The sequence below is a fragment of the Arcanobacterium ihumii genome (assembly GCF_900604515.1).
Taxonomy (GTDB): Bacteria; Actinomycetota; Actinomycetes; order Actinomycetales; family Actinomycetaceae; genus Arcanobacterium_A; species Arcanobacterium_A ihumii.
Genome location: NZ_UWOS01000001.1, coordinates 684,385 through 707,435 on the forward strand (window position 1 = coordinate 684,385; position 23,051 = coordinate 707,435).

Here is a 23,051-nt window from a genome sequence, read left to right on the forward strand (position 1 = left end):
CCACATTATCTCACTTAGCTGTGAAAATGTTGAGTAGATATTCAAATGGGCAGGCAAATAAAAAATGACCGCAACTTTCGGCGGTCATTTTTAAAGATTTGTTATCACGGGATGCGGATGAACACTGGGCTTCCGTAGATTGCCCGCTCAATCGTATCTACTCGGGTGTTTTCAGCCGAAATATGCATTCCGTTGCCGGTGTAGATTCCAACATGTCCTGGCCAGTAAACGATATCTCCTGGCTGAGCTTCCGCTCGCGAAACACGGATACCTACGCTTGCCTGTGCGCCGGACTGATGAGGAAGCGAAACACCGAAGTGTGCGTAAACAAAGGAGGTGAATCCTGAGCAATCCCAACCAGCAGGAGTTGAGCCACCGGACATGTATGGAGCGCCGGCAAACTGACGAGCGAAGGCTACGATCGAAGCTCCACGGGACCCTACGTTAGGAACAGTCTGGTTAAAGGATGGAGTTGACTCAGAAGCCTTAGCTTCGGAGACTGTGACGCGAGTACGTGTGGCGGCTACCGCTGGAGCATCCTGACGCTCCGCTACTGGGGCTTTAACATCTACCTGAACAGCAGAGATGGCCCAATCGCCTTTAGGAGCAGGGTTTTCAGCGGTCTGAACTTCCACACTTGGAATTTCAAAGCTTGGCTTATCTGAGGCGAGTGAAACAGTTGCTGCAACTGCTGTTGGAGCGGTAGCAACGGTAGTTTCAGCTTGTTCTGGTGCCGCAAATGCTGCAGGAGCCCCAATTCCAAGAAGCGTTCCTGCTGCGGAGGCGGTAACGAATCCCTTCACGCCCTGCTTCCCTAAAAAGCTGGGATTTACCTCCACCATCAAGTGACGTCCGGCCATTAAATGTCTCCAATGTTTTTTGATTTGGGTTATGCCCTAACGAATACATAACTTCTTCAACAGGTTTCAGCATAACGACTTGGCAACGGATTGTCACAATTTTGTAACAGTGTATTAGGTCACGATTTGATAACGATTTTGTAACATTCTACTTTCTGGGGATTACGCAGGACTTTCAACCGCACAGCCTGCGGAAATACTCCAGCTTAAAAATACAATTTATTCACGATTTGAAAATCGCACCTCAAAATGTAACACAGATAACGTTTCAATCGTTATCTTTTATTCACCAACTGTTATGAGACGAAAATCGATTGAGCTGCTAGCTCCGAGATTGCGAATTTTTCGCCTGCAATAGCGATCGTAATCCTGCCGGCGCCATCAAGTTCGACATCGATCTTCACCCCTGGCGTGAGGCCATGCTCAATTAACGCAACCAACTCATTGAAGTCGGTTTGAACGTTCTCGGTAATTCGCTTAACAACAAAGGAAGCAGATTCTCCAACTGCAGGCAGTACGTTACCGAGCCTCTTCAAGCCTTGATGAGTAGCAGAGTTCTGAACAGGGTCAAAAGCTTCGCGAGTCGGGATCGGATTTCCAAACGGATCGTTCGACGGATCATCCAGGAGTGCTTCAATACGGTTGGCAACGTCGTCAGAAACGACGTGTTCCCAACGGCAGGCTTCATCGTGAATCTGTTCCCAAGGTTGCTTAATAATATCCCTCAGCAACCTCTCAACAAGGCGATGACGCCGCATTACCCGAGCAGCGCGGCACAGACCTTCGTCAGTGAAACGAATCCGACGGTCCGCCCCTACTTCAACCAGACCATCACGCTCTAGGCGAGCCACAGTTTCAGAAACAGTTGGTCCAGACTGCCCCAATCGCTCGACGATACGCGCCCGCAGGGCAGGGATACCTTCTTCTTCCAGTTCATACACTGTTTTCAGGTACATCTCTGTGGTGTCGATCAGACCGCTCACGTACCGCTCCTCATTTATCAAAAGCTAATCAAATTCAGATCAGCCTAAGTTCATTATCCAACTACACCCTACAACAGGACTGAATTCTTAAAATTGAACGTCTCCATTCTAATGCACATCTGAAGATTTTTTCTTTCCAACAGCGCCACTTAAGAAACAATGCATAACTACCTCCATGAGATTTTTGAACACCACACTTCGGGCGCACAAGAAAACCACATCTCATTGGTGCCAAAATAGTTCTATGGCTCAACTTTCACATATATTGGCACCCATCGACGGTCGATTTGGTTCCGGTCCTTCAAAAGTCCGCCCAGAACAAGTTGCTGTACTTTCAGGGGCTCCACTCGGCACTTCCCACCGACAGCAACCAGTTAAGCAACTGGTTGGAAATATTCGCCGTGGCCTCGCAGAACTTTTCGCTTTACCAGAGGACTACGAAGTTTTGCTTGGCAATGGCGGAGCCAGCGCACTCTGGGATGCCATTCCTTTTAACTTGGTCGAATCAACAGCACAAATCGCCGTCATAGGAGAGTTTTCTGGGAAAGCAGCACGCGCAGTTACTCGCGCCCCATGGCTTGAGGGACACTCCGTCGTTGAAACAACACCGGGCAAGATGATCACCAATCATGATGAAGCCGGTATCGACTCCTATCTATACGCACACAACGAAACCTCCACTGGAGCAGTGAGCCCGCTTCGTCGCTATGGAGATGCAAAGTCCGCCTTAACGATCGTTGACGGCACATCTATCGCCGGAGGAGTCAACTTTAATCCTAGAGACGTCGATTTCTACTATTTCTCCCCTCAGAAGTGCTTTGCGGCTGACGGCGGACTCTGGCTCGCTTTCGCATCGCCAGCCGCCATCGAGCGCATCGAGCGACTCCAGAGCCAGCGTTGGGTACCGGACTTCTTAAACCTTCAGATTGCCCTAGCAAATTCACGCAAAGACCAAACTCTTAACACTCCGGCAATTTCCACTCTTTCACTTCTTCACAGCCAAGTTAACTGGATGCTTGAAAACGGGGGTCTTTCCCAGATGGCTTCTCGGAGTAAAAAGTCTTCGCAATTTATTTACGATTGGGCTATTAACCACCCCCTAGCGTCTCCGTTTATAAAAGAGGAAGAACACCGCTCCCCCGTCGTAACCACAATCGACTTCGACGCTTCGGTTCCAGCAAAAGAAATCTCTGCTTCTCTACGTCAACAAGGAATTGTGGATATCGATCCATACCGTTCTTTGGGACGTAACCAGTTGCGGATCGCAACGTTCCCCGCCATTGACTTCGCCGACGTCGAAGCACTAGTTTCCTGCATCAACAAAGAGATCGAACGCTTAGCTCACTAGTCCACACTGATTCGCGCCATTTTGGCCTATCTTGAGTAGCGGGCCCAGCAGATATTCAAATGGGGCGACAGTAACAAAACTGCCGCCCCATTTCTGCCGCAACCAAGGGGATAAGAGTTGCAGCAGCACCCAGAGAAGTCTAGAGTCTACGCAATCCCAAGCGTGTGTTGGATCGGACCCATCGCAAAGTAGAGCACGAAAAGTACTGCTACCAGATACATGAGAAGGTGAACCTTGCAACCGCGTCCGGTCACGATTTCCATAATTACGTGAGCAATGAAGCCAACGCCGATTCCAACCGTAATCGAGTAACCGAACGGCATAAATGCGATCGTAAGGAAGGCAGGAATCGCGATTCCGAGGTCTTTCCATTCAATGTCAGCAACTTGTTGCATCATTAGGACGCCTACTGCAACCAAAGCTGGGGCCGCTGCTTCACTTGGAACCAGAGATACCAGCGGAGCAAGGAGCGTAGAGAGGATGAAGAGCACCCCAGTGACGACGGAAGCAAAACCAGTGCGAGCACCGTCGGCAACACCGGACGTTGATTCTACGAAGGAGGTGTTGGAGGAAACTCCACCCATACCTCCCGCAATCGCAGCAATGGAGTCAATAAGGAGGATTGAGCGGGTGCGAGGCGGATTGCCGTCGGCATCGAGAAGATGACCTTCAGCACCCACCGCAACCATTGTTCCCATCGTGTCAAAGAAGTCTGCGAGCATCACGGTGAAAGCGAGAACTGCAACCGCAACTACTCCGAGCTTTTCGAATGGGCCGGTGATTGAGAATTGACCGAGTGTTGCAAATTCAGGGATTTGTACTAGCGATCCGCCGAAGGTAGGAACCGAGCCGCCCCACCCTCCTGGATTGGCTACCTTTCCGTCCGGTCCCATCATTGGTCCAAGGTGTGCGATTGCCTCAACAATGAAGGCAAGGACGGTCGAAACCAAGATACCTACCAAGATAGCGCCTGGAATGCGGCGGACCATCAGGATGAAAGTGATGAAGATACCCAAGATAAAAACGAGGAGTGGCCAAGTATCGATTGAGCCAGAGTTTCCGAAATTCAAAAGGGTTGGACCAGCCTTGTTGCCTTTCACCAAGCCCGCGTTGGAGAAACCAATAAGTGAAATAAAGAGGCCAATACCTACTGAGATAGCTACTCGAAGAAATTTGGGAATCGCGCGGAAAATAGCTTCACGCAAACCCGTCAGAACAAGAAGAACGATGACGATACCCTCGATAACAATGATTCCCATACCGTCTGCCCAGGTCATTCCTGGAAGTTGCACCAACGAATAGGCAACAACTGAGTTCAAACCCAAGCCAGCAGCAAGTGCCATCGGGAAGTTTGCAACCGCACCCATGAGGATGGTCATTAGACCAGCTACCAAAGCCGTTGCCGCAGCAATTGCCGGGATGTTTGCTTCAGTACCACCACCGAGGTAACCGCCGGTCGAATCTGCTCCCGACAAAATGATCGGGTTCAGCACCAAGATGTAAACCATTGACAGGAAGGTTACGAATCCACCGCGGATTTCGCTCCTAACAGAGGATTTACGTGCGGAAATACTAAAATACACATCTAGCCAAGAAGAGTTTTGCGGCTTTACGGGTGCAGCCCCTTGAGTCTTATTCACTTAAGTAATTCTCACGGGAAAACCCCGATTAACAAAAACAGTTTCGTAATTTGGTCAATACCGTTTCAAATAGCGATATTTTCCCTAAATCGCGACACGGTTGGCCTTTACGGAACATCCGCCATGATCAAACGTCCATCACCTTTAACCGATACCCTACCATCGTCAGCGCCGATGAATACGGCTTGCCCTGCACTTAGATCACAGCTCGAAGAGGGCGTCCATAACGAAGCATGACCTTCAAGGCAGAGCATGATTCGCGGCCCCGTTCCGTGGAGTTGGCACGCACCATACTGAGACGACGCTTCGATGATCGACAGCTCAAAATCATCGACGGGAGCATAGAAAGTCGACTGCATATCGTTCACACGTTCAGGAGCAATTCGAATTGGTGGAGCTGCCACCGTATCCATAACGTTGAGCAGTTCGTTGATATCGATATGTTTAGACGTTAAACCTGCCCGCAGTACGTTGTCCGAGTTCGCCATGACCTCAACTCCAAATCCCATGAGATAGGCATGGACAGTTCCAACTGGGATAAAGAGCGCTTCACCCCGGTTCAATGTGACCGGATTAAGGAGTAACGATGCAACCACGCCCGGGTCTTCAGGATAGCTACGAGCTAGCCGAGCAACGATAGAGTCCGCACGCGGGGACGGAGAATCTTCAGGACGACGGCGTGCACACGCGGCTACAACGGCCGCAACGTCCTCTGGGCTGGGTCGCGTTTCTTCCGAAAGAAGATATGAAAATGCCTGGCGCACACCATAGGAATTGGGATTTTCGGAAATCAAAGAAAACATTTTCCGAGTAATCGGTGTTCCCAAACCACTCAGAACACCCATGATTCGGCGCGGTGCACGAAAACCCACGAGCGCTTCAAAACGAGTTAAGGCATAGACTAACTCGGGCTTATGACGGCGGTCACGATAGCTTCGATGCGGAGCAAAACGTTCGATTCCAGCTTGGTTTTCACGATCAAAACCAGCGATCGCTTGGACGCGAGAAGGGTGAACCTGAAGGGAAAGCGGCTGGTCAGGTGCAATCAATTTAAGAAGAAAAGGAAGGCGCGGACCTAGCTGTTGTACGACGTCCTCGCCCAAATAATCGTCTGGATTCGAAGCGATATACGAGTTCAGGAAAAGGTCCGGGTTCGTTACTGGTGTTGTGCATTCACCACTCCCTTTCCCGCTATCCGCATAGAGTTCAGATTGAACCACGGCAGGTGAGCCGATGTCTTGCGTGATCACTGCCGGCGCCGCAACGTGAGCACCAAGCCAGAGTTCAGCGATCGGTTTAGACGCGGGTTCAAGCCCGAAGAACCCAGGTATAGCGTGAGTCGAACCCCACGAGTAATCGCGGATACGCCCTTGCAACCGTTCCACTTTAACGTCCGTTCTTAACGCGCGAGCCTACTACCGGCACTAACGCAATCCAATAACCTGTTTATTTCCCTGATTCTACTTCGATTCCAAGCTCATCAATAACAGGTTTGGATTGTTCCCATAGCGACTGCGATTTTTTGGTATCTGTTTCAGAATGAGCACCACATCCGTGGTCAAGTGACACCACTCGACCATCGAAAGGTGACCATTCATTTGCGCAGACACCGAACAGTTTGCGAGCAGAACCTTCCATTTTCATGAAGAAACCACAGGTTGAACACTGGGCATGAGCGTCGCGAGTTCCGGGGTTACGTGGACCCGAATCAGACCGATACCAACGGCGAAATGCAGCAGCACGGCCTTCGTCTGAAAGAACGCGAGCGCGCCCCAGCCCAAGCTCCCATTGAATTGCAGCATCAGTGTCAATCCCGGTTTCCTCGTAGCCCTGCATGAGGTCATGGTCATAGGACTGGAGGCGAGCGTCATCTGGATTGTAGGGAAGACGATCAGAAGGACCAATATCCGAAGGTGAAAGTCGATCTGCCCAAGGCACCCATTCAGGAGCAAGGAGAGCATCTTCTCCTGGGCGTAGCGAAACTTCATTGATGGTTACGTCATTCCTGCGGGGTGCTCGAGAAACAGTAACCGTCCAGTACCACCCACGATAACCAGGCATCAAGCACTCAAACACGTGAGTGACGACGCGTTCTCCTTCTTGGAGCAGCCCCGCGTGTTCACCGATGTACTTTTCTTGGGTAATCTCGAACAGCGCCTCACGAGAAACATGAACAGCCTGAGCGAGGATCTTTTCCTTCGTGAGTTTTTGCCGTGGGTGGATACGAATATCAGACATCAAAATCCTCTGCTAATGCGCGTAGAGCTTGCGCAATACGTGGACCACCTTCGGGATACCGGCCGCGATGTAGCTGGGTTGAAGCATGGTCAAGAATCTTGATGAGATCCTCAATCAGCGGAACGATTTCTTCGGGCGAACGACGGTTCTTTTCAACTAATGAAGTCTCTTTGCGGATCACGGAAACCTGGAGAGCCGCGGCACCGCGACGAGTTTCTCCAATTCCATATTCAACCCGCATTCCTGGACGCAAACGCGTTCCCAACGGAACTGAAGTCCCAGGTAGGTAAACTTCTGTTCCGTCGTCGCCCATGATGAAGCCAAAGCCCTTATTCTCATCAAAGAACTTCACTTTTCCGGTAGGCACAGTAAATCTCCGTTTCATTGCAGGTAATCTGCAGATTCTATTAAGTCTTATATCAAATGTATTTCGAGTCTGTTCTATTCCTATTATGGCATTTTTTGCAGGTATGCCGTAGCTATCAGACCAGTCTCACTAATGTACAGGAAAAGTTAGGAAAAGATAAGTAACCCCAGACTGTTGCGCGGGACTTACGCCAAGCGTTGATTATACCTACCACCAGAATAGTTTAGAGAGCTCGTGGACGAGGCGCACATTTTTGGCGTACCTCATTGCTAGAATGAAAGACGAGCCGCAAACTCAAATATCCCACGATCAAGGATGTGACTTCTTTGAAACTACTAAAGAAAATTGCCGCAGTCGTAACGCTTACATTTGGCTTGCTGGCTGCGCCCAGTTTCGCGTCCGCTGAAGATGTCCAGGCGCTTAGCTCAAATTTTCAAGACTCTGCCGGCGTTATAAAGGATGATACAGCGATTCGTGAATCACTAAATAAAGTGCCTGGTAAAGATTTGTGGGTGGTTGTGGTTCAAGATTTCGGCGGAATGGATGCTGAAGAATGGACTAAACAGACGTTTATAAAGTCAAAGCTTCAGAAGTATGATGCCCTACTTGCAGTTTCGGTTGGGACTTCAGAGATCGGCGCTCACTCGGGCGGAGCTGGGCTGACGAAGACGCAACTTAAGCAGGCTTATACTGACTCCGTTAAATCTAAACTTCACGATGCGAAGTGGGACGAAGGCGTGGGAGAGTTTGTTGACAACGCCGCCGCATTAGCGAATGGTCACTCCATCGATAACTCTAGCGCGATTGGTACGGGAGCCCTCATTGGTGGTGCTTTGCTGGTCGGTGGCGGAATTTACGGGTTCTCACGGGTAAAGCGCAAGCGTACCGTAGCTCAAGAAGCTGAAGACCTAGCTCAGCTGTCTCAGCGAGCATCCTCAGAATTAATTAAAACGGACGACGACGTTCGTGCTGCTGTCGCTGAGCTCGAATTCGCACGTGCCGAGTTTGGTACAGAAGCCACAAAGGAATTTAGCGAGGTACTAGCACAGGCCCAGGCAGCAATGCAGCGAGCTTTTGCTATTCGCACCACGCTTGACGATCCAGACCCAGAAACTCCTGAGGAACAACGCGCACTTAATTCAGAAATTTTGCAGCTTGTTGAGCAAGCACAACATAATCTCGAAAGCCAAAAGCAGAGCTTTGGAGAATTGCGTAATTTAGCTGCTCGAGTTGAAAGCAAAATCGTCGAAGTCGAAGAACGTCATAAGGAAATTGGCGAACAAGTACCACTTCTTCAGGCTAAGTTAGATCACCTATCATTAAGCTATAACGCAGCTATGCTCACATCTTTGCAATCCTATCCCGAACAGCTCGCCACCTTGTTACAAAGTGCCTCTGCAACGGTTGCTCAGGCACGCGAGCAGGTAGCAAATGGAAAGAAAAATGCAGCAGTTCAGTACGTTCAGCTTGCAGAATCAACCGTTAATCAAGCTGCGGTGATGATTAAGCGGATCGACGATGCACCGAAACTGTTAGGGCAGGCACAAGAACGCTTACATGCCAACATCGCATCACTTAGTTCAGATGTAGCCGATGCTGAACGAATCGGCGGAGGTGACCCAGCAATTAACGAAGCAAAGATTGAAGCTCAAGCTGTCCTTGCAAAAGCCAAAGAAAACAAGAATCTCGATGTACTTGCGATCAATGAGGAACTTCAAAGCGCCGAGGCCAAGATCGACTTCGCACTGATGGGCGCACGCGCGGCAGAAGAAAACCAGAAGCGTTTTGCGGGTCACGTTCAAACGATGCAGGCACAGGCACAGGCTGCGATCGATAATGCGGAGGACTTCATCAACGCCTACCGGGCGGGGATTACTCATAATGCACGAACCTATCTAGCTCGAGCCAAAGAGCTGATGGTTCAGGCACAGAATAGCGCTGGACCATTAGAACAACAACTTGCACAGTACGAGGAAGCCTCAAAACTCGCTGAACGCGCATTACGTTCAGCACAATCGAATGTCCAAGTAACCAATGGAAACGGATTTGGTGGCGGTGGAAACTTGCTTACTGGAATCCTGCTTGGATCAATCCTCAGTGGTCATTCGAATAGCAGCTTCGGTGGCGGCGGATTCGGAGACGGAGGGTTTGGCGGATTCGATGGCTTCGACGGTGGCGGATTCCGTGAAGGTTTCTGATCGGTCGAACTAACCTCAAGCTAAAAGCTTATTTCCAATAAAACAATGTGCGTCAACACTTAAGATATACATACGTACATATGCAGAAAGGTACAACCCATGGCAGAAAAACAGTCAATTTTGGGTCGCATTAGCCAACTTGCAAAGGCAAATGTTAACGCAATTCTTGATCGTGCAGAAGATCCACAGAAGATGCTCGATCAGATGGTTCGCGACTACACCAATTCCATCGCTGAGGCAGAAGATGCGGTTGCAGTTACCATCGGTAACCTTCGCTTAGCTCAAGCCGACTATAACGAAGATATTGATTCTGCTCGTGAATGGGGTCAGAAGGCTGCTGCCGCGGTGGCAAAAGCTAAGGAAATGACCGAGGCTGGCAACAATGAAGGTGCCGAAAAGTTCAATAATTTGGCAAAGATAGCAATTGAGCGCCAAATCCAGTCTGAGCAAGAAGCCCGTAGTGCGGAGCCAATGATTGCTTCACAAGAAGAAGTAGTTGCAAAGCTTAAAGATGGCTTAAATGTTATGCGTTCCAAGCTTGATCAGCTGAAGTCCAAGCGCGATCAGCTAGTTGCACGCCAAAAGACAGTAGACGCACAAAATCGGGTACACGACGCACTAGGCTCGATCAATGTACTTGACCCGACCTCAGAAATTGGTCGTTTTGAGGACAAGGTCCGTCGCGAAGAAGCTCTTGCCGCAGGTCGCGCTGAGATTTCATCGTCGTCGCTCGAAGATCAATTTGCTGAGCTCGAAGATTCTTCTCACATGACTGAGGTTGAAGCTCGCCTTGCTGCTCTGCAATCAGGCGAAACAAAGCCACAGATCGAAGGAAAAGAATTTACTGCTTACTAAAGTATCCGATACCACCTTCAGTGGTAACCGAGTTCTAAATAGCATAAAAACTTGCTTCGTGGGGGAGTGCAGAAAGTATCTACACTCCCCCACTTCTATTTTCCTACTACAATGAGTCATATGAATTCGATTTATTTTCTTATTGATGGTGAAAACATAGATGCGACACTCGGCGTAAACATTTTGAAGCACTTCCCACGTGCCGACGAACGCCCTCGTTGGGATCGAGTATTGCGGTTTCATCCTTGGTCAAACGACCAATGCTCTGCACTCATGACTTGCCCGGCTCTCGCAGATGTAGCAGAAGACTCAGACTGTTCCTCAGAACGCCAACCAAAGCCCGTTCCACACCCCGGAACATTCAGTGCTTCTTCCAACCACTCGGATTCAACCGATAGCTCTACAAATGAAACCGATCCGGAATCAGAAACTCCAGATCCAAACGGACTCTTCTTCCTCAACGCCTCCCAACGAACGGCAATGACCTTTGTTCAAGCCCTCCTTGCTATCGGTTGGACACCTGTTCTTCTTACCTCGGATAACCCTGAATTGAAGATCGTCGACATGGGCATTCAGCGCACACTAGAAGCCATCGCAAAAGATCGTCCCGGCGCCGACGTCGTCCTTGCCTCACATGATGTTGACTACCTTCCACAGATCGAAAACCTCCTTGACTCCGGTCACCGCGTAGCGATTATCTGCTTCCGCGAATACCTCGCTACATCATTGGCTGATCTCGAAGAGCGCGGTCTTGAAATCATCGATCTTGAATACGATGTACAAGCATTTAACGTACCTCTCTCACGAGTTTCTCCTATCGAAATTGGCGACTTTGACCCCTATCAATTTATCTAATCGTTGTAGGTTTCGGGCTTACTACCCGAAACCTACAAGCTCTTTATCGTGAAGTTCCCAGCAAGCTTTCAGGAACGGGAAGGATACTTGTTCTATGGCTGGAAAAGAAGAACCAGAGGCACGCATCCTTGTTGTGGACGACGAACGTAATATTCGTGAGCTCCTATCCGTTTCTTTGCGCTTTGCAGGCTTCACGGTTGAAGTGGCACAAAACGGTCACGAAGCTTTAACTGTAGAGTCGTCCTTTGGTGCTGACTTAGTAGTGCTCGATATTATGCTTCCAGACATGGACGGCTTCGAAGTGCTTCGCCATCTGCGTGAACGTGAACCGGAACTACCCGTGCTCTTCTTGACCGCCAAGGACGATATCCAAGATAAAATCCAAGGCCTAACGGTTGGCGGCGATGACTACATCACAAAGCCTTTTTCACTAGAAGAAGTTATTGCTCGCATTCGTGCAGTTCTACGCCGTACACGCCCGAATGAAGCCGAAGACTCAATCATTCGCTATATGGATCTTGAACTCAATGAAGATTCGTACGAAGTTCGCCGCGCCGGACGCGAAATTGAGTTATCTCCCACTGAATTCAAACTCTTGCGCTACCTGATGATCAATAAAGAACGCGTAGTTTCGAAGATTCAGATTCTTGATCACGTTTGGGAATATGACTGGCACGGTGAAGTTTCCATCGTTGAATCATATATTTCCTACCTCCGCCGCAAAATCGATTCGGCGGATTCACTGGGGATTACCAACCCAGAGGAAGCAAAGAATCTAGTCCCTCTCATTCATACCAAACGCGGAATCGGCTATGTTCTACGTGGTGGAAAATAAATCGGATTGTGGTTTAGGTGCCGGGTCAACAAAAACTCAGATTTTATAAGACGTTATCGTGGCGTCTTATCATTATTTCTGTTGTTCTGATCAGTGCTGTGCTCGCAGCAGTTTTATTCTTAGTTGAAATGACACTACGCGCCTATCTGACCGACGACGTTGACAAATCTTTAGCTTCCTCTGGACGGCTGATCGCCAGCCAAACAGTCGATCAGCTTGTTAATGGATCGCAGACCCAAGTTCTCCCGTCGAACTTCTATTTTTACGTCAACCTTTCCCATGCAGACCCAGTCGAGGTTGTTCACTCTCAAGTTCGCGAAGACTCTGGAATTCCCGAAGCCCCAGCCAAACTTGCAGAAACTACCAGTTCGGTTCCACATACTGTCAAAGGAACTCGCAAAGATGTAGAATGGCGCACAATCACCGTTGAGCTACGGTCACAGCTAACGTCACGAGTTGCGGGAACAGTGGTCATTGCCCATCCGCTTTCCTCGGTCGATATGGCAGTTGAAAACCTGGTGCATATGATGGCACTGATGTCCCTTGCAATTATTTTGCTTGGCGCCTTGCTTTCCTACTTACTAGTCCAGCGTTCGTTGCGGCACCTACGCACAATTGAACAGGCAACTCACGCCGTTGCCGCGGGTGATCTTTCAACTCGAGTGCCGCAGGGTTCTGAAGGAACCGAAATCGGTTTGCTCGGTGAATCTATTAACGACATGCTTGGTAAGATCGAGCGCGCATTCAAAATCCAGCAAAAGTCCGAGCAAAATATGCGCCGTTTCGTTTCCGATGCCTCCCACGAACTACGAACGCCACTCGCTACCGTGCGCGGATATGCCGAGCTTTATCGTTTGGGTGGAGTTCCAGAAGCAGAAGTCGGACGCGCGTTTGGACGCGTCGAATCAGAGGCGGGCAGAATGGGTGACCTCGTAGAAGATTTACTGCAATTGGCTCGCCTAGATGAAGGTCGCCCGCTAAATGTCACGAAGGTCGAACTTGCAAGCATAGCCGAAAACGCGATTAGCGATTTCCATGTGCGAGCGCCCGAACGCGAGGCTCAAGTTATCGGGCTGAATGGCGACGACGTCGAACCAGTAGTCGTCCATGCCGATCAGAATCGTATTACCCAGGTAATCGCGAACCTGTTGAGCAACACGCTCACGCATACACCGCATGGAACTCCCGTGGAGGTAGCCGTTGGAGTGCTAGCCGAGGCTCCGAGCAAAGGCTCGTCCTTTGGAGGAACAAAGGCAATTATTGAGGTACGCGACCACGGCGAGGGAGTCAACGAAGAAGATCGTGAACGTATCTTCGAACGGTTCTTCAGATTAGATAACTCCCGATGTCGCGATTCAGGAGGTTCTGGACTCGGCTTGGCGATTGTTTCCGCAATTGCTCAAGCACACGGAGGTTCTACTGATGTGTTCGAAACGCCTGGTGGAGGGCTGACGGTACGAATCACCTTGCCCAATGTGGACGATGCAGCGACTGCGCAAGCACGCCGCTAAATTCGTTCTTAATACGCTATTGCTATGCCTTCACAAAACTCCAAAGGCCCTTCATCGCTAGAACATGCACCCTAAATGACATTCTACTTCGGAAAAGCTGTCTTTTGCTCCAGCATATTTTCAATATGTGCACGAACGCGCGCCATAAATTCCTCGGGTGATTCCCCATCGCGAGCCTTCATCGGCTTTCCGATGTAAAGAGCTACATCTGGGTGTCCAAGATTAGGCAAAACATTTCCAACAGGCATGGCATCGTGTCCGCCTTCAAGAGCGAGCGGAACGATCGGCACGTCAATCTTCATAGATAACGCTGCGGCACCTGTTTTGAATTCGCCAAGCTCGCCATCTCGTGAACGAGTTCCTTCTGGGAAAATAAGGATTGGAATTCCATCGCGAAGCAAGCGACCAGTCATTCCAGCTGCTGCACCAGTGTGAGGGCCGCTGACTTTCCCCTTACGCTCAATTGGATAGGTATTAAAGAATACCGACGTGAGCTTTGAGATTACCTTGCGACGATAGAAATAATCAGCAGCTGCACCCGCAGCTAAGTTTTCAGTCATATGTTGAGGAAGCAAGGAAAAAACCATCGGTGCATCAAGGTGTGACGAATGATTTCCCACCACGATGTATGCACCAGATAGACCGTCAACGTTTTCGTCGCCTTCAACATGGGGCTTAACGAATGTTTTGACGACGGGCCGCGTCACAGCCTTACGAACGATGTTGCGTACCTTTCGTTTGCCTCTGTCGTGATAGGAGTCGAGAGGATGAAGATTACTTTCGTTCATCGACGTCCTTTGTTGAGTTTCTTGACAGCTTTACGAACAGCCACCTGCGGCGCATGCTTAGCGAGAAACGAAATTACTTTGAAACGTTTCGACGGCGTCGCAGTAGTTTTACCTGCAACCACAGCTTGCAACGCTTCTTCGATAACGGCGTCGGCCTCCATCCAAACCCAGGCGGGAAGCGACTTATTCGACACCCCCGTACGCTGGTGGAACTCAGTGTGAACCCAGCCCGGCATGAAGGTCACAACTTGAACACCGGTATCTTGGAGCTCAACAGCGAGGGAATCGGACCAAGTCTTTACCAAGGATTTAATTGCCGAGTAAGCACCCATAGGAACCAAAGCAGAAACTGAAACGGTTGTGAGGATAAGACCCGAACCGCGCTCCTTCATCGTCGCAGCTGCGGCACCACCAATTTCCATCGGGGCAAGACCCATCACCTGTGCACCACGAAGAATATCTGAATAGTCCGTGGATGCCAGTTTGGAGTAAAGACCCGAGCCAGCGTTGTTAATCAAAATATTTACCGGTTCAGAGCTTGCTACTAGGCGCTCTTTAACGGCTTGGACACCATCGGTGGTGGCGAGGTCTGCAATTAAAGTTTCAGACTTTACGCCATAGGTGAGCGAAAGCTCGCCCGCCGTCGCCGCCAAACGTTCACCGTCACGAGCTACAAGGACTAGATCCACACCGCGACTAGCCAAGGCTTTTGCAAACGCCAATCCCATGCCTGAGGTTCCGCCTGTAATAAGCGCACGCCCCTCAAGGAGTCGTTCACCTGCCACATTTTTCTGTGAAAGATTTCTATGCACGTATCTAACTTAGATCATTTCCGGCAAATACATAAAGATGTGACGATGTGTGAGCCCTCAAATTTCAAAATACTTCGTTCTTAATTGGGAAAGGTGTGGGTTCGGCTCACGTATTAGCCAAACCCACACCTTAGAAAGCATTGCACAAAATGCTAGGAATTAGTACATTCCGCCCATGTCTTCACCTGGGTGACCAGCAGCTGGAGCTGGTGGCTCAGGCTTATCAGCAACAATCGCTTCGGTAGTCAAGAACAAACCAGCAATCGAAGCAGCGTTCTGAAGTGCTGAACGAGTTACCTTAACTGGGTCGTTAACCCCAGCAGCAAGAAGGTCCTCATAAACACCGGTTGCTGCATTGAGACCCTGTCCAACCGGGAGCGAGCGAACCTTCTCAGCTACGACTCCACCTTCGAGGCCGGCGTTAACTGCGATCTGCTTGAGAGGAGCAGAAACGGCAACGCGAACGATGTTTGCGCCCGTTGCTTCGTCTCCTTCAAGACCAAGCTCTGCGAGAGCTTCGTCGGCAGCTTGAATCAAAGCAACGCCACCGCCGGCAACGATTCCTTCTTCAACTGCAGCCTTAGCATTGCGAACAGCATCTTCGATGCGGTGCTTACGCTCTTTAAGCTCAACTTCTGTAGCAGCACCGGACTTGATAACGGCAACGCCGCCAGCAAGCTTAGCCAAACGCTCCTGAAGCTTCTCACGGTCGTAATCCGAGCTCGACTTCTCGATCTGGGACTTGATAGTTGCAACGCGTGCTGCGATGTCTTCTGCGGAACCAGCACCTTCAACGATAGTGGTGGCATCCTTGGTGAGAACAACCTTGCGAGCCTGACCAAGTAGGTCGATATCAGCAGTCTCAAGCTTCAAACCAACGGTCTCGGAAATAACCTGACCGCCGGTTAGGATAGCCATATCCTGCAGGGTTTCCTTGCGACGATCGCCAAATCCAGGAGCCTTAACAGCAGCGGACTTGAAGGTACCACGAATCTTGTTCACAACGAGAGTTGCAAGTGCTTCACCTTCAATATCCTCGGCGATGATGACTAGTGGTTTACCCGTCTGCATAACCTTTTCGAGGATTGGGAGCATATCTTTAACGTTCGAGATCTTGGACTCAACCAAGAGCACGTAGGCATCTTCAAGAACAGCTTCCTGACGCTCAGCATCGGTAACGAAGTAAGGTGAGAGGTAGCCCTTATCGAAAGACATACCTTCAGTAAGCTCAAGTTCGGTACCGAAAGTGTTGGACTCTTCAACGGTCACAACGCCTTCCTTGCCAACCTTGTCAAGAGCTTCGGCAATAAGTTCACCGATCTCGCGGTCACCAGCGGAGATAGCAGCAGTTGCCGCGATTTCATCCTTGGTTTCAATTTCCTTAGCGTTCTTAAGGAGCTGCTTTACAACCGCATCAACTGCAGTATCGATACCCTTGCGAAGAGCAATTGGGTTCGCACCTGCTACAACGTTGCGCAGACCTTCCTTAACAAGAGCTTGAGCGAGAACGGTTGCGGTGGTGGTTCCGTCGCCAGCAACATCGTCAGTCTTCTTAGCGACTTCCTTGACGAGCTCTGCGCCGATCTTCTCGAATGGCTCTTCGAGGTCGATTTCCTTCGCGATGGAGACGCCGTCGTTGGTAATTGTTGGGGCGCCCCACTTCTTTTCGAGAACAACGTTGCGACCTTTAGGTCCAAGCGTCACCTTAACGGTATTTGCGAGGATATCAAGGCCACGCTCCATGCCACGACGAGCTTCTTCGTCGAATGCAATAATCTTTGACATTGCTTCTTTTTCCTCCCAGTAATGGGTTTTATTTCAGCCAATGCCCGCGACGGACGGAAAGATCCTCAACGCTCATGTTCCGCTGATTCACTTGCCTCATCGGCTGTGAAACTATCACTCGTTCAATTCGAGTGCTAATACGATTCTGGCACTCAACGACCTCGAGTGCAAGGTGGAGGAAATCAAATGTGGATATTTTCGCCACTAACGAAGGATGACGACGATTTGATTCGGAGTCTTTACAACGTCAGGAGCCTTGAGGACCTGAGAAATGCCCAATTTCGCAGCGATATCACGCGCGGTTACTTCCATGGTGTCGTCAGCAAAGTAAACAGTGGCTGCCTTAGGAGCCGACTTCGTGTAGTTATCGGCAACAACCGAGGTGTAGCCACCGTCGGTGAGAACCTTAGTCTTCTGAGCTGCGTATCCCCGCGTACCCTTACCATTGAGAACCTGTACCTTCGCGTCCATGCTCGGAGTCGGTGCAGGAGGAGTGGCGGGCGCTGCCGGAGCCGGCTGCTGCTGAGCGTTAGCGTCAGCAGTCGAAGAACTAGACGAGTCTTTCGAATCCTTGGTGGCGTCTTCAGACTTAGAGTCTTTATCCGTTTCTTTCGTGCTTGACTCAGTGGTTGATGACGATGCCGTCTCGCTACTGCTCGTGCGAGTGGATGCGTACAACTGCCCAGCACCAATACCGATGAGCGGTGCAAACACAAGAATAGCTATAAGAGCAATCCACCATCCGTGGTTGTTCCTTGGCACCCGATGAGCCCCGTGAGACTCGCGTTCTTGCGCAAGAAGGTCAAATTCATCTTCTGGATAATTATCAGCCACGCTTACAGTTTACCCCTTATGAAAACAATTCTTTAATATTATTGGCTTCATGGTGTTTTCCTAGCGTTTCTACCTGAGGTTTCGTTTCATTCAAGGAGCCTCGCTCTTCTAGACGACGATCACGCAAGGATCGCAACCGGTCAACTAAAACCGGATCAATCGCCCAAAAATTCGGGTTATCCAGGAGTTCTGAAAGCACCAAATAATACTTCATCGGGGAAATTCCTAGGACGATACCAATCGCCGCTTCTCGAGTACGCGCGATCTTCCACCACTCTTTTTCGATACGTAAAACATCGCGATAAAGCTGTGGCACCTCGGCGTCGTGCTCTTGATTCATCGGCGTCTCTCCCCTTTTACTTATAGACACAGATCCAGCTTACCTACCTTGCATCATTCTCGATTCACAGTTATCGCGTTAGGCTTATCATTATGACGATACTTCCCCTCAGCGACCTCATGGCACCCGACTGGGCTGACGCAATGGCACCGGTAGAGAACAATATCCGCTCCATGGGCGATTTCCTTCGTGAAGAAATTGCTCAAGGCCGCAGCTACCTCCCTAAAGGTGATTCGATTTTCCGAGCTTTCACCTATCCACTCAGCAATGTAAAAGTCCTGATCGTCGGTCAAGACCCCTACCCTACTCCCGGACACCCAATGGGGCTTTCGTTTTCCGTCCAACCGCATGTTCGCCCAGTTCCACGCTCACTTGCGAATATTTATCGAGAACTTCACAACGACGTCGGGGTAGCCATCCCCGAACACGGAGACTTGAGTTCATGGTGCGAAAACGGCGTCATGCTCCTCAACCGTGTTCTTACCGTCGAACCAGGTAAACCAACAGCCCATCGCGGACGTGGCTGGGAAGCCATCACGAACCACGCCATTACCCAACTCGCTGCACGCAACGAGCCACTCGTCGCCATCTTATGGGGACGCCAAGCTCAAGAGCTCAAGCCGCTGTTAGGTGATACACCAACAATCGAATCTGTTCACCCCTCGCCGTTATCTGCGTCCCGTGGATTTTTCGGTTCTCGCCCATTTTCGCGAGCGAATGAGCTTCTTATCCGGCAAGGCACAACACCTATCGACTGGAGTCTATAGGTGTAGGATGCCCGCGTGACACCCACAGGAAATCGGTCAGCGCCTAACACGGCATCTAACTCAAACTCACAAACTATCGGTACCTACGGCCTCTTCCTGCGCATGGTCTTCACAATACGCGGGCAAATCCATACAGTTTTCACACGTCACGAGGCGAGTTCGACACTGGAGATCGTTACAGTTATGGAGGCGATTCGCCGGGCCGCCACAGTGATGGCACGTGCCGATCTTCCGCGCTTCCGGATCGTAATCAATAACTTCACGCTTATCAAAAACAGTCAACGATCCTTGCCATCTACCCTCATTCCCGAAGCGTTCTGCGTAGCGCACGATACCACCGTCTAGCTGATAGACGTTTTCAAAGCCACGGTTTTTCATCATTGCCGATAGAATCTCGCAACGAATTCCGCCTGTGCAATAGGTAAGAATTGGCTTATCTTTGATGTCGTCAAACTTCCCTGATTCAAGCTCAGAAATAAAATCATGCGAAGTGTGGGTGTTAGGGACGATGGCATTTTCGAAACGACCAATTTCCCACTCGATTTTGTTGCGACCATCGAAAAAGACCAAGTCAGGGTTATCAGAGATGAGCTGCTCGAGATCCTCAGGCTTAACGTGCGTTCCACCGCCTACGACGCCGTCGCGATTGACCTTCAACTCGCCGGGAGCACCGAAGCCCACGATTTCTTTGCGAACCTTGACTGAGAGCTTCGGAAAATCGAGGGAGTACCCATCGCTATCGAGCCCGGTTCCCTCCGACCACTTGATATCGGTACCGCGAAACTGTGGATATTCCTTAAAGCGCTTCGCGTACTGCTTACAAGCTTCGAGCGAGCCACCAACAGTTGCATTGATGCCGTCTTCAGAAATCAAAATACGGCCACGGAGTTTAAGTTCTTGGCACAAGGCTTTTTGCCACAACATCATTGCTTGTGGGTCCTTGATAGGCGTGAACTTATAAAACAACAGGATTCGTGGCATTGCCATGAAAGCTCCTAGCACGATTGATCAGCAAAGTGGCTACATACGTCAACAAAATAAAACGAGGAGGCTTACTCTCCCGTTGCCACCGAGTCTATTCGGCGTGCTTTAAAGTTTCATTATCTGAAGACGTGGTCTGTGCCTCGATAAGATCTTCTTCATCAACGCCGGCCGAGATAGTTTCAATAACCTCGCGTAACTTTTCTTCCTCGCGAGCCTTCAGCTCTTCGGGATCAGGATTTGTTGCAGAGAGGTCGTCCCAATCGGCAATATCAACATCTTCGGAATTTTCGACGACTTCCTCAACTAAAGCCTCACGGAAGGACTCTTCATCAAGGTTCGAATACTCGATTGCCTGATCAAGAATCTCCTGCTCTTTTTCGGTAAAGACGACGTCGGAATCGAATTTCTTACGTGCGAGTTCCACTACAACTTCACGACGCGCGGCTTCGAACCCAAGCTTCTTGCGGTAACGGAGCCATCCAGCAATGAGAATTGTTGAAAGCACCAAGCCAATCACACCGATAATTGGGTAAACGTACCCTACTAGGCTCTTGAAACCCGCGAAACTAAGTGCGAAACCGATCGTCGTAACTCCTATGTAAACCACACGAAACTTTTCCGGACGGCTGGCAGTGAGACGACGTGCGAATGCATAGAAAAGGGAAATCGCGGTATTGAAAATCATGAAGTAGATAACCACAGCCATAATGGCGCCTAACACCGGGTGAATGTGATTTACCAGGGATAACAGTGGCATCGGAGCAGCGTGGATTTTGTCCACGTTGAGGTAAAGAGCAATAACGCTCAATACCAAGAGCATCGAGAATACGATCCCGCCCCAGATTCCAGCTTTGCCGGTAGTGCGAAGATCTACCGCGGTACCAGAGATGACGACAGCCATGGACAGGGAGGTCATCAAAACCAAACCAGAGTAGTTTAATGCCGCATACCACCAGCTCGGAAGGGTTGTAACAACCTGTGTTGCGGCATCGTCAAGAAACTCAAGGCTAGGTGAATGCTGCGTGAAAGATACCACATAGACGATACCGAGCAAGACCAAAATAAATGGCGTAACCGCACCGATTACTTTCGTTACCCGATCTACGTCCAACATACCGACGACCACCACCAGGGCATACATGAGAAGTGCGCCGATCCACGTCTCAAGTCCCCACTGTTGATTAAGGTTGGTTCCCGCTCCCGCAAACATTACGAAGCCGATTGAGAACATTCCAACAAGGAGACTGAGGTCAAGAAATCGTGCGATCCATTTAGTTCCAACGAAATTCAGGACTTCGCCGTGTTCGTTTGCGAGGAGGTAGCTCGCAAACTGGAAAACAGCCATCGTCACCAGAGACATAAGCACTGCAGCGATGATTCCGCCATAGATGCCTTCATGCCCGAAGGCAACGTAATACTGCATCATTTCTTGGCCCGAGGCAAAGCCCGCACCAACAACGATTCCAATAAAAGCAAGAACGAGCGTCATAATTCGACGCATAATGTTTCCTCTCCGCTGTTGACACAATCAGAGACAACAACGAATTGGATTAAACATCTACCTGTGTGCTCAACGCACACAGGTAGATGCCAACCGAGCTCTACTTCCACACGTGTGTGCCGTGTAGAGCCGGAAGATCACTACATTCTGCAGCGATAAATCGCGGCTCGGCAATCCCAGCTTTTCGCTGTCGCTCATAATCTGCAAGTGCGGCCACGCCCCACTTGGAAAGTACAACCAAAGCGATAAGGTTGGTGATCGTCATAACCGCCATCGCAATATCGACTGTCGCCCAAACAATATTTAAGCTTACCAAAGCCCCTAAAACCATCGAGAATACCGAAGCGACCCGCACAATCCAGATTCCAGCCTTCGAGCGAGTTACGAAATACATGTTGACCTCGGAGTATACATAGGCTCCGATGATCGATGAGAATGCAAGAACGAAGATCATGATCGCCATTGGAATAATGGACCAGTTTCCGAGCTCGTGAGCGACAGCTAGGGTTGTGAGGTTAGCTGGATTAATTCCTTCGGCGCTCCAAACCTCTGGACCGGCAGTGAGAATGATGAATGCAGTGGCAGTACAAACCACAATAGTGTCGACGAAAACACCGAGTGACTGGATAAGTCCTTGCGAAACAGGGTGAGCAACCGTTGCGGTGGCCGCTGCATTTGGCGCAGTTCCTTGACCAGCTTCGTTAGAGAAAAGACCGCGTTTTGTTCCGTTGATAACGGCTGCGAGGATTCCTCCTCCGAGCCCACCAACTAGCGGTTCTGGAGCAAAAGCAGCGCTGAATATCATTCCGATGATTCGCGGGAACTCTGCAACATTGATAACCACAATGGCGAATGCCATCACGATGTAAACCAGTGCCATAACGGGCGCCATGATTTCAGTGACTCGCGCAACAGAGCGAATACCGCCGAAAATGATGGGCGTTCCAAGAATAAAAAGAATAAAAGCAGTAACTGGAGCACTTGTGCTGGCAGCTGCCGAAAGCGTTGACGCAATTGCATTGGATTGAACCGAAGTGATTACTACCCCGCAGGTTACAACTGTGATAATTGCAAAGATAGTGCCCATAAGTTTTGATTTCATGCCATAGCGCATGTAGTAAGCGGGACCGCCTCGGAAGGTGCCGTCACCGGCGTCGACCTTGAAAATTTGGGATAGAACTGCTTCGAAGAAAGCGGTTGCCATTCCCACCAGTGCCACAATCCACATCCAGAAAATTGCGCCAGGACCTCCCATTAGGAGCGCGGCCGCGACGCCGAAAACATTTCCAATTCCGACTCGAGCAGCTAGTGAAATACTGAATGCTTGGAATGATGAGATGCCGTCTTTTGAGCCTCCACGAGAGCCTAACACCACGGAAACCATGTGGCGGAAGAGGCGAAGTTGGACTGCGCGAGTGCGCCAAGTAAGGAACAAACCGGTACCAATGAGGACCCACATCGTGCCATAGCCTGTGATAGCGTTGGCGACGGTCTCTATTTGCTTAGCGATTTGATCTACGGTGTCCACTGTTCTCCTCCGGTGGTTAATG

The 23,051-nt window shown here is 50.1% G+C and carries 21 protein-coding genes; 7 read left to right on the plus strand and 14 right to left on the minus strand.

The features are described 5' to 3' along the window. Positions 1–104: 104 nt before the first annotated feature. Positions 105–860 carry a C40 family peptidase gene (locus tag EIH22_RS03065; protein ID WP_124054330.1) on the minus strand — a complete coding sequence of 252 codons (756 nt, stop codon included), beginning with the start codon at positions 858–860 and terminating at the stop codon, positions 105–107. Positions 861–1,156: 296 nt separating this feature from the next. Then, positions 1,157–1,843: a metal-dependent transcriptional regulator gene (locus tag EIH22_RS03070; RefSeq protein WP_124054331.1), complete on the minus strand. Its 687-nt coding sequence runs from the start codon at positions 1,841–1,843 to the stop codon at positions 1,157–1,159. Between the two features lie 244 nt (positions 1,844–2,087). Here EIH22_RS03070 and serC point away from each other — a divergent pair, with 244 nt between their 5' ends. Then, positions 2,088–3,191 carry a phosphoserine transaminase gene (serC, locus tag EIH22_RS03075; protein ID WP_124054332.1) on the plus strand — a complete coding sequence of 368 codons (1,104 nt, stop codon included), beginning with the start codon at positions 2,088–2,090 and terminating at the stop codon, positions 3,189–3,191. Positions 3,192–3,337: 146 nt separating this feature from the next. On the opposite strand, the gene EIH22_RS03080 is transcribed toward serC, so the two are convergent. The 4 genes from EIH22_RS03080 to EIH22_RS03095 form a co-directional block, all read right to left on the minus strand. After that, positions 3,338–4,831, minus strand: coding sequence for an NCS2 family permease (locus EIH22_RS03080; protein ID WP_124054333.1), 1,494 nt, complete (start codon positions 4,829–4,831; stop codon positions 3,338–3,340). 107 nt (positions 4,832–4,938) lie between these two features. Further along, complete coding sequence (gene manA, locus EIH22_RS03085; RefSeq protein ID WP_124054334.1) at positions 4,939–6,216, minus strand: mannose-6-phosphate isomerase, class I; 1,278 nt, start codon at positions 6,214–6,216, stop codon at positions 4,939–4,941. Between the two features lie 61 nt (positions 6,217–6,277). After that, positions 6,278–7,069, minus strand: a complete 792-nt coding sequence (locus tag EIH22_RS03090) for a DUF3027 domain-containing protein (RefSeq protein WP_124054335.1) — start codon at positions 7,067–7,069, stop codon at positions 6,278–6,280. After that, positions 7,062–7,454 carry a cold-shock protein gene (locus EIH22_RS03095; RefSeq protein WP_124054336.1) on the minus strand — a complete coding sequence of 131 codons (393 nt, stop codon included), beginning with the start codon at positions 7,452–7,454 and terminating at the stop codon, positions 7,062–7,064. The genes EIH22_RS03090 and EIH22_RS03095 overlap by 8 nt, the downstream gene beginning before the upstream one ends. A 299-nt stretch (positions 7,455–7,753) precedes the next feature. Between EIH22_RS03095 and EIH22_RS03100 the strand changes: the two genes are divergently transcribed. The 5 genes from EIH22_RS03100 (at position 7,754) to EIH22_RS03120 (ending at position 13,690) form a co-directional block, all read left to right on the plus strand. Then, positions 7,754–9,634 (plus strand): TPM domain-containing protein, encoded by a 1,881-nt coding sequence (locus tag EIH22_RS03100; protein WP_160149010.1) that lies wholly within the window; start codon positions 7,754–7,756, stop codon positions 9,632–9,634. A 99-nt stretch (positions 9,635–9,733) separates the two neighbouring features. Further along, entirely contained in the window at positions 9,734–10,489 is a 756-nt protein-coding gene (locus EIH22_RS03105; protein WP_124054338.1) for a PspA/IM30 family protein, read from the plus strand. A gap of 120 nt (positions 10,490–10,609) precedes the next feature. After that, positions 10,610–11,344 carry a nuclease gene (locus EIH22_RS08955; RefSeq protein WP_200829153.1) on the plus strand — a complete coding sequence of 245 codons (735 nt, stop codon included), beginning with the start codon at positions 10,610–10,612 and terminating at the stop codon, positions 11,342–11,344. Between the two features lie 94 nt (positions 11,345–11,438). Continuing rightward, on the plus strand, positions 11,439–12,179 hold the full coding sequence (locus EIH22_RS03115) for a response regulator transcription factor (RefSeq protein WP_124054339.1): 741 nt from the start codon (positions 11,439–11,441) through the stop codon (positions 12,177–12,179). A 128-nt stretch (positions 12,180–12,307) separates the two neighbouring features. After that, a complete protein-coding gene (locus tag EIH22_RS03120; protein ID WP_124054340.1) occupies positions 12,308–13,690 on the plus strand; it encodes a sensor histidine kinase in 1,383 nt (460 codons plus the stop codon). A gap of 83 nt (positions 13,691–13,773) precedes the next feature. Here EIH22_RS03120 and EIH22_RS03125 read toward each other — a convergent pair whose 3' ends face one another. The 5 genes from EIH22_RS03125 to EIH22_RS03145 all read right to left on the minus strand — a co-directional run bounded on the left by EIH22_RS03125 (position 13,774) and on the right by EIH22_RS03145 (position 18,249). Beyond that, a complete protein-coding gene (locus EIH22_RS03125; protein WP_124054341.1) occupies positions 13,774–14,478 on the minus strand; it encodes a lysophospholipid acyltransferase family protein in 705 nt (234 codons plus the stop codon). After that, the gene (locus tag EIH22_RS03130; RefSeq protein ID WP_124054342.1) at positions 14,475–15,290 is read right to left on the minus strand and encodes an SDR family NAD(P)-dependent oxidoreductase; all 816 of its coding nucleotides are present in this window, start codon (positions 15,288–15,290) and stop codon (positions 14,475–14,477) included. The genes EIH22_RS03125 and EIH22_RS03130 overlap by 4 nt, the downstream gene beginning before the upstream one ends. Before the next feature lie 159 nt (positions 15,291–15,449). Then, on the minus strand, positions 15,450–17,075 hold the full coding sequence (groL, locus tag EIH22_RS03135) for a chaperonin GroEL (RefSeq protein WP_124054343.1): 1,626 nt from the start codon (positions 17,073–17,075) through the stop codon (positions 15,450–15,452). Between the two features lie 204 nt (positions 17,076–17,279). Then, positions 17,280–17,909: a LytR C-terminal domain-containing protein gene (locus tag EIH22_RS03140; RefSeq protein ID WP_124054344.1), complete on the minus strand. Its 630-nt coding sequence runs from the start codon at positions 17,907–17,909 to the stop codon at positions 17,280–17,282. Positions 17,910–17,925: 16 nt separating this feature from the next. Beyond that, the gene (locus tag EIH22_RS03145) at positions 17,926–18,249 is read right to left on the minus strand and encodes a DUF3263 domain-containing protein (RefSeq protein WP_124054345.1); all 324 of its coding nucleotides are present in this window, start codon (positions 18,247–18,249) and stop codon (positions 17,926–17,928) included. A gap of 92 nt (positions 18,250–18,341) precedes the next feature. Between EIH22_RS03145 and EIH22_RS03150 the strand changes: the two genes are divergently transcribed. Beyond that, positions 18,342–19,016: a uracil-DNA glycosylase gene (locus EIH22_RS03150; protein ID WP_124054346.1), complete on the plus strand. Its 675-nt coding sequence runs from the start codon at positions 18,342–18,344 to the stop codon at positions 19,014–19,016. A 66-nt stretch (positions 19,017–19,082) separates the two neighbouring features. Here the strand turns inward: EIH22_RS03150 and trhO are convergent, their stop codons facing one another. The 3 genes from trhO to EIH22_RS03165 form a co-directional block, all read right to left on the minus strand. Then, positions 19,083–20,003, minus strand: coding sequence for an oxygen-dependent tRNA uridine(34) hydroxylase TrhO (gene trhO / locus EIH22_RS03155; RefSeq protein ID WP_124054347.1), 921 nt, complete (start codon positions 20,001–20,003; stop codon positions 19,083–19,085). Positions 20,004–20,091: 88 nt separating this feature from the next. Continuing rightward, positions 20,092–21,501 carry a YkvI family membrane protein gene (locus tag EIH22_RS03160; protein ID WP_124054348.1) on the minus strand — a complete coding sequence of 470 codons (1,410 nt, stop codon included), beginning with the start codon at positions 21,499–21,501 and terminating at the stop codon, positions 20,092–20,094. 100 nt (positions 21,502–21,601) lie between these two features. After that, positions 21,602–22,960: an alanine/glycine:cation symporter family protein gene (locus tag EIH22_RS03165; protein ID WP_124054710.1), complete on the minus strand. Its 1,359-nt coding sequence runs from the start codon at positions 22,958–22,960 to the stop codon at positions 21,602–21,604. Positions 22,961–23,051 lie beyond the last annotated feature (91 nt).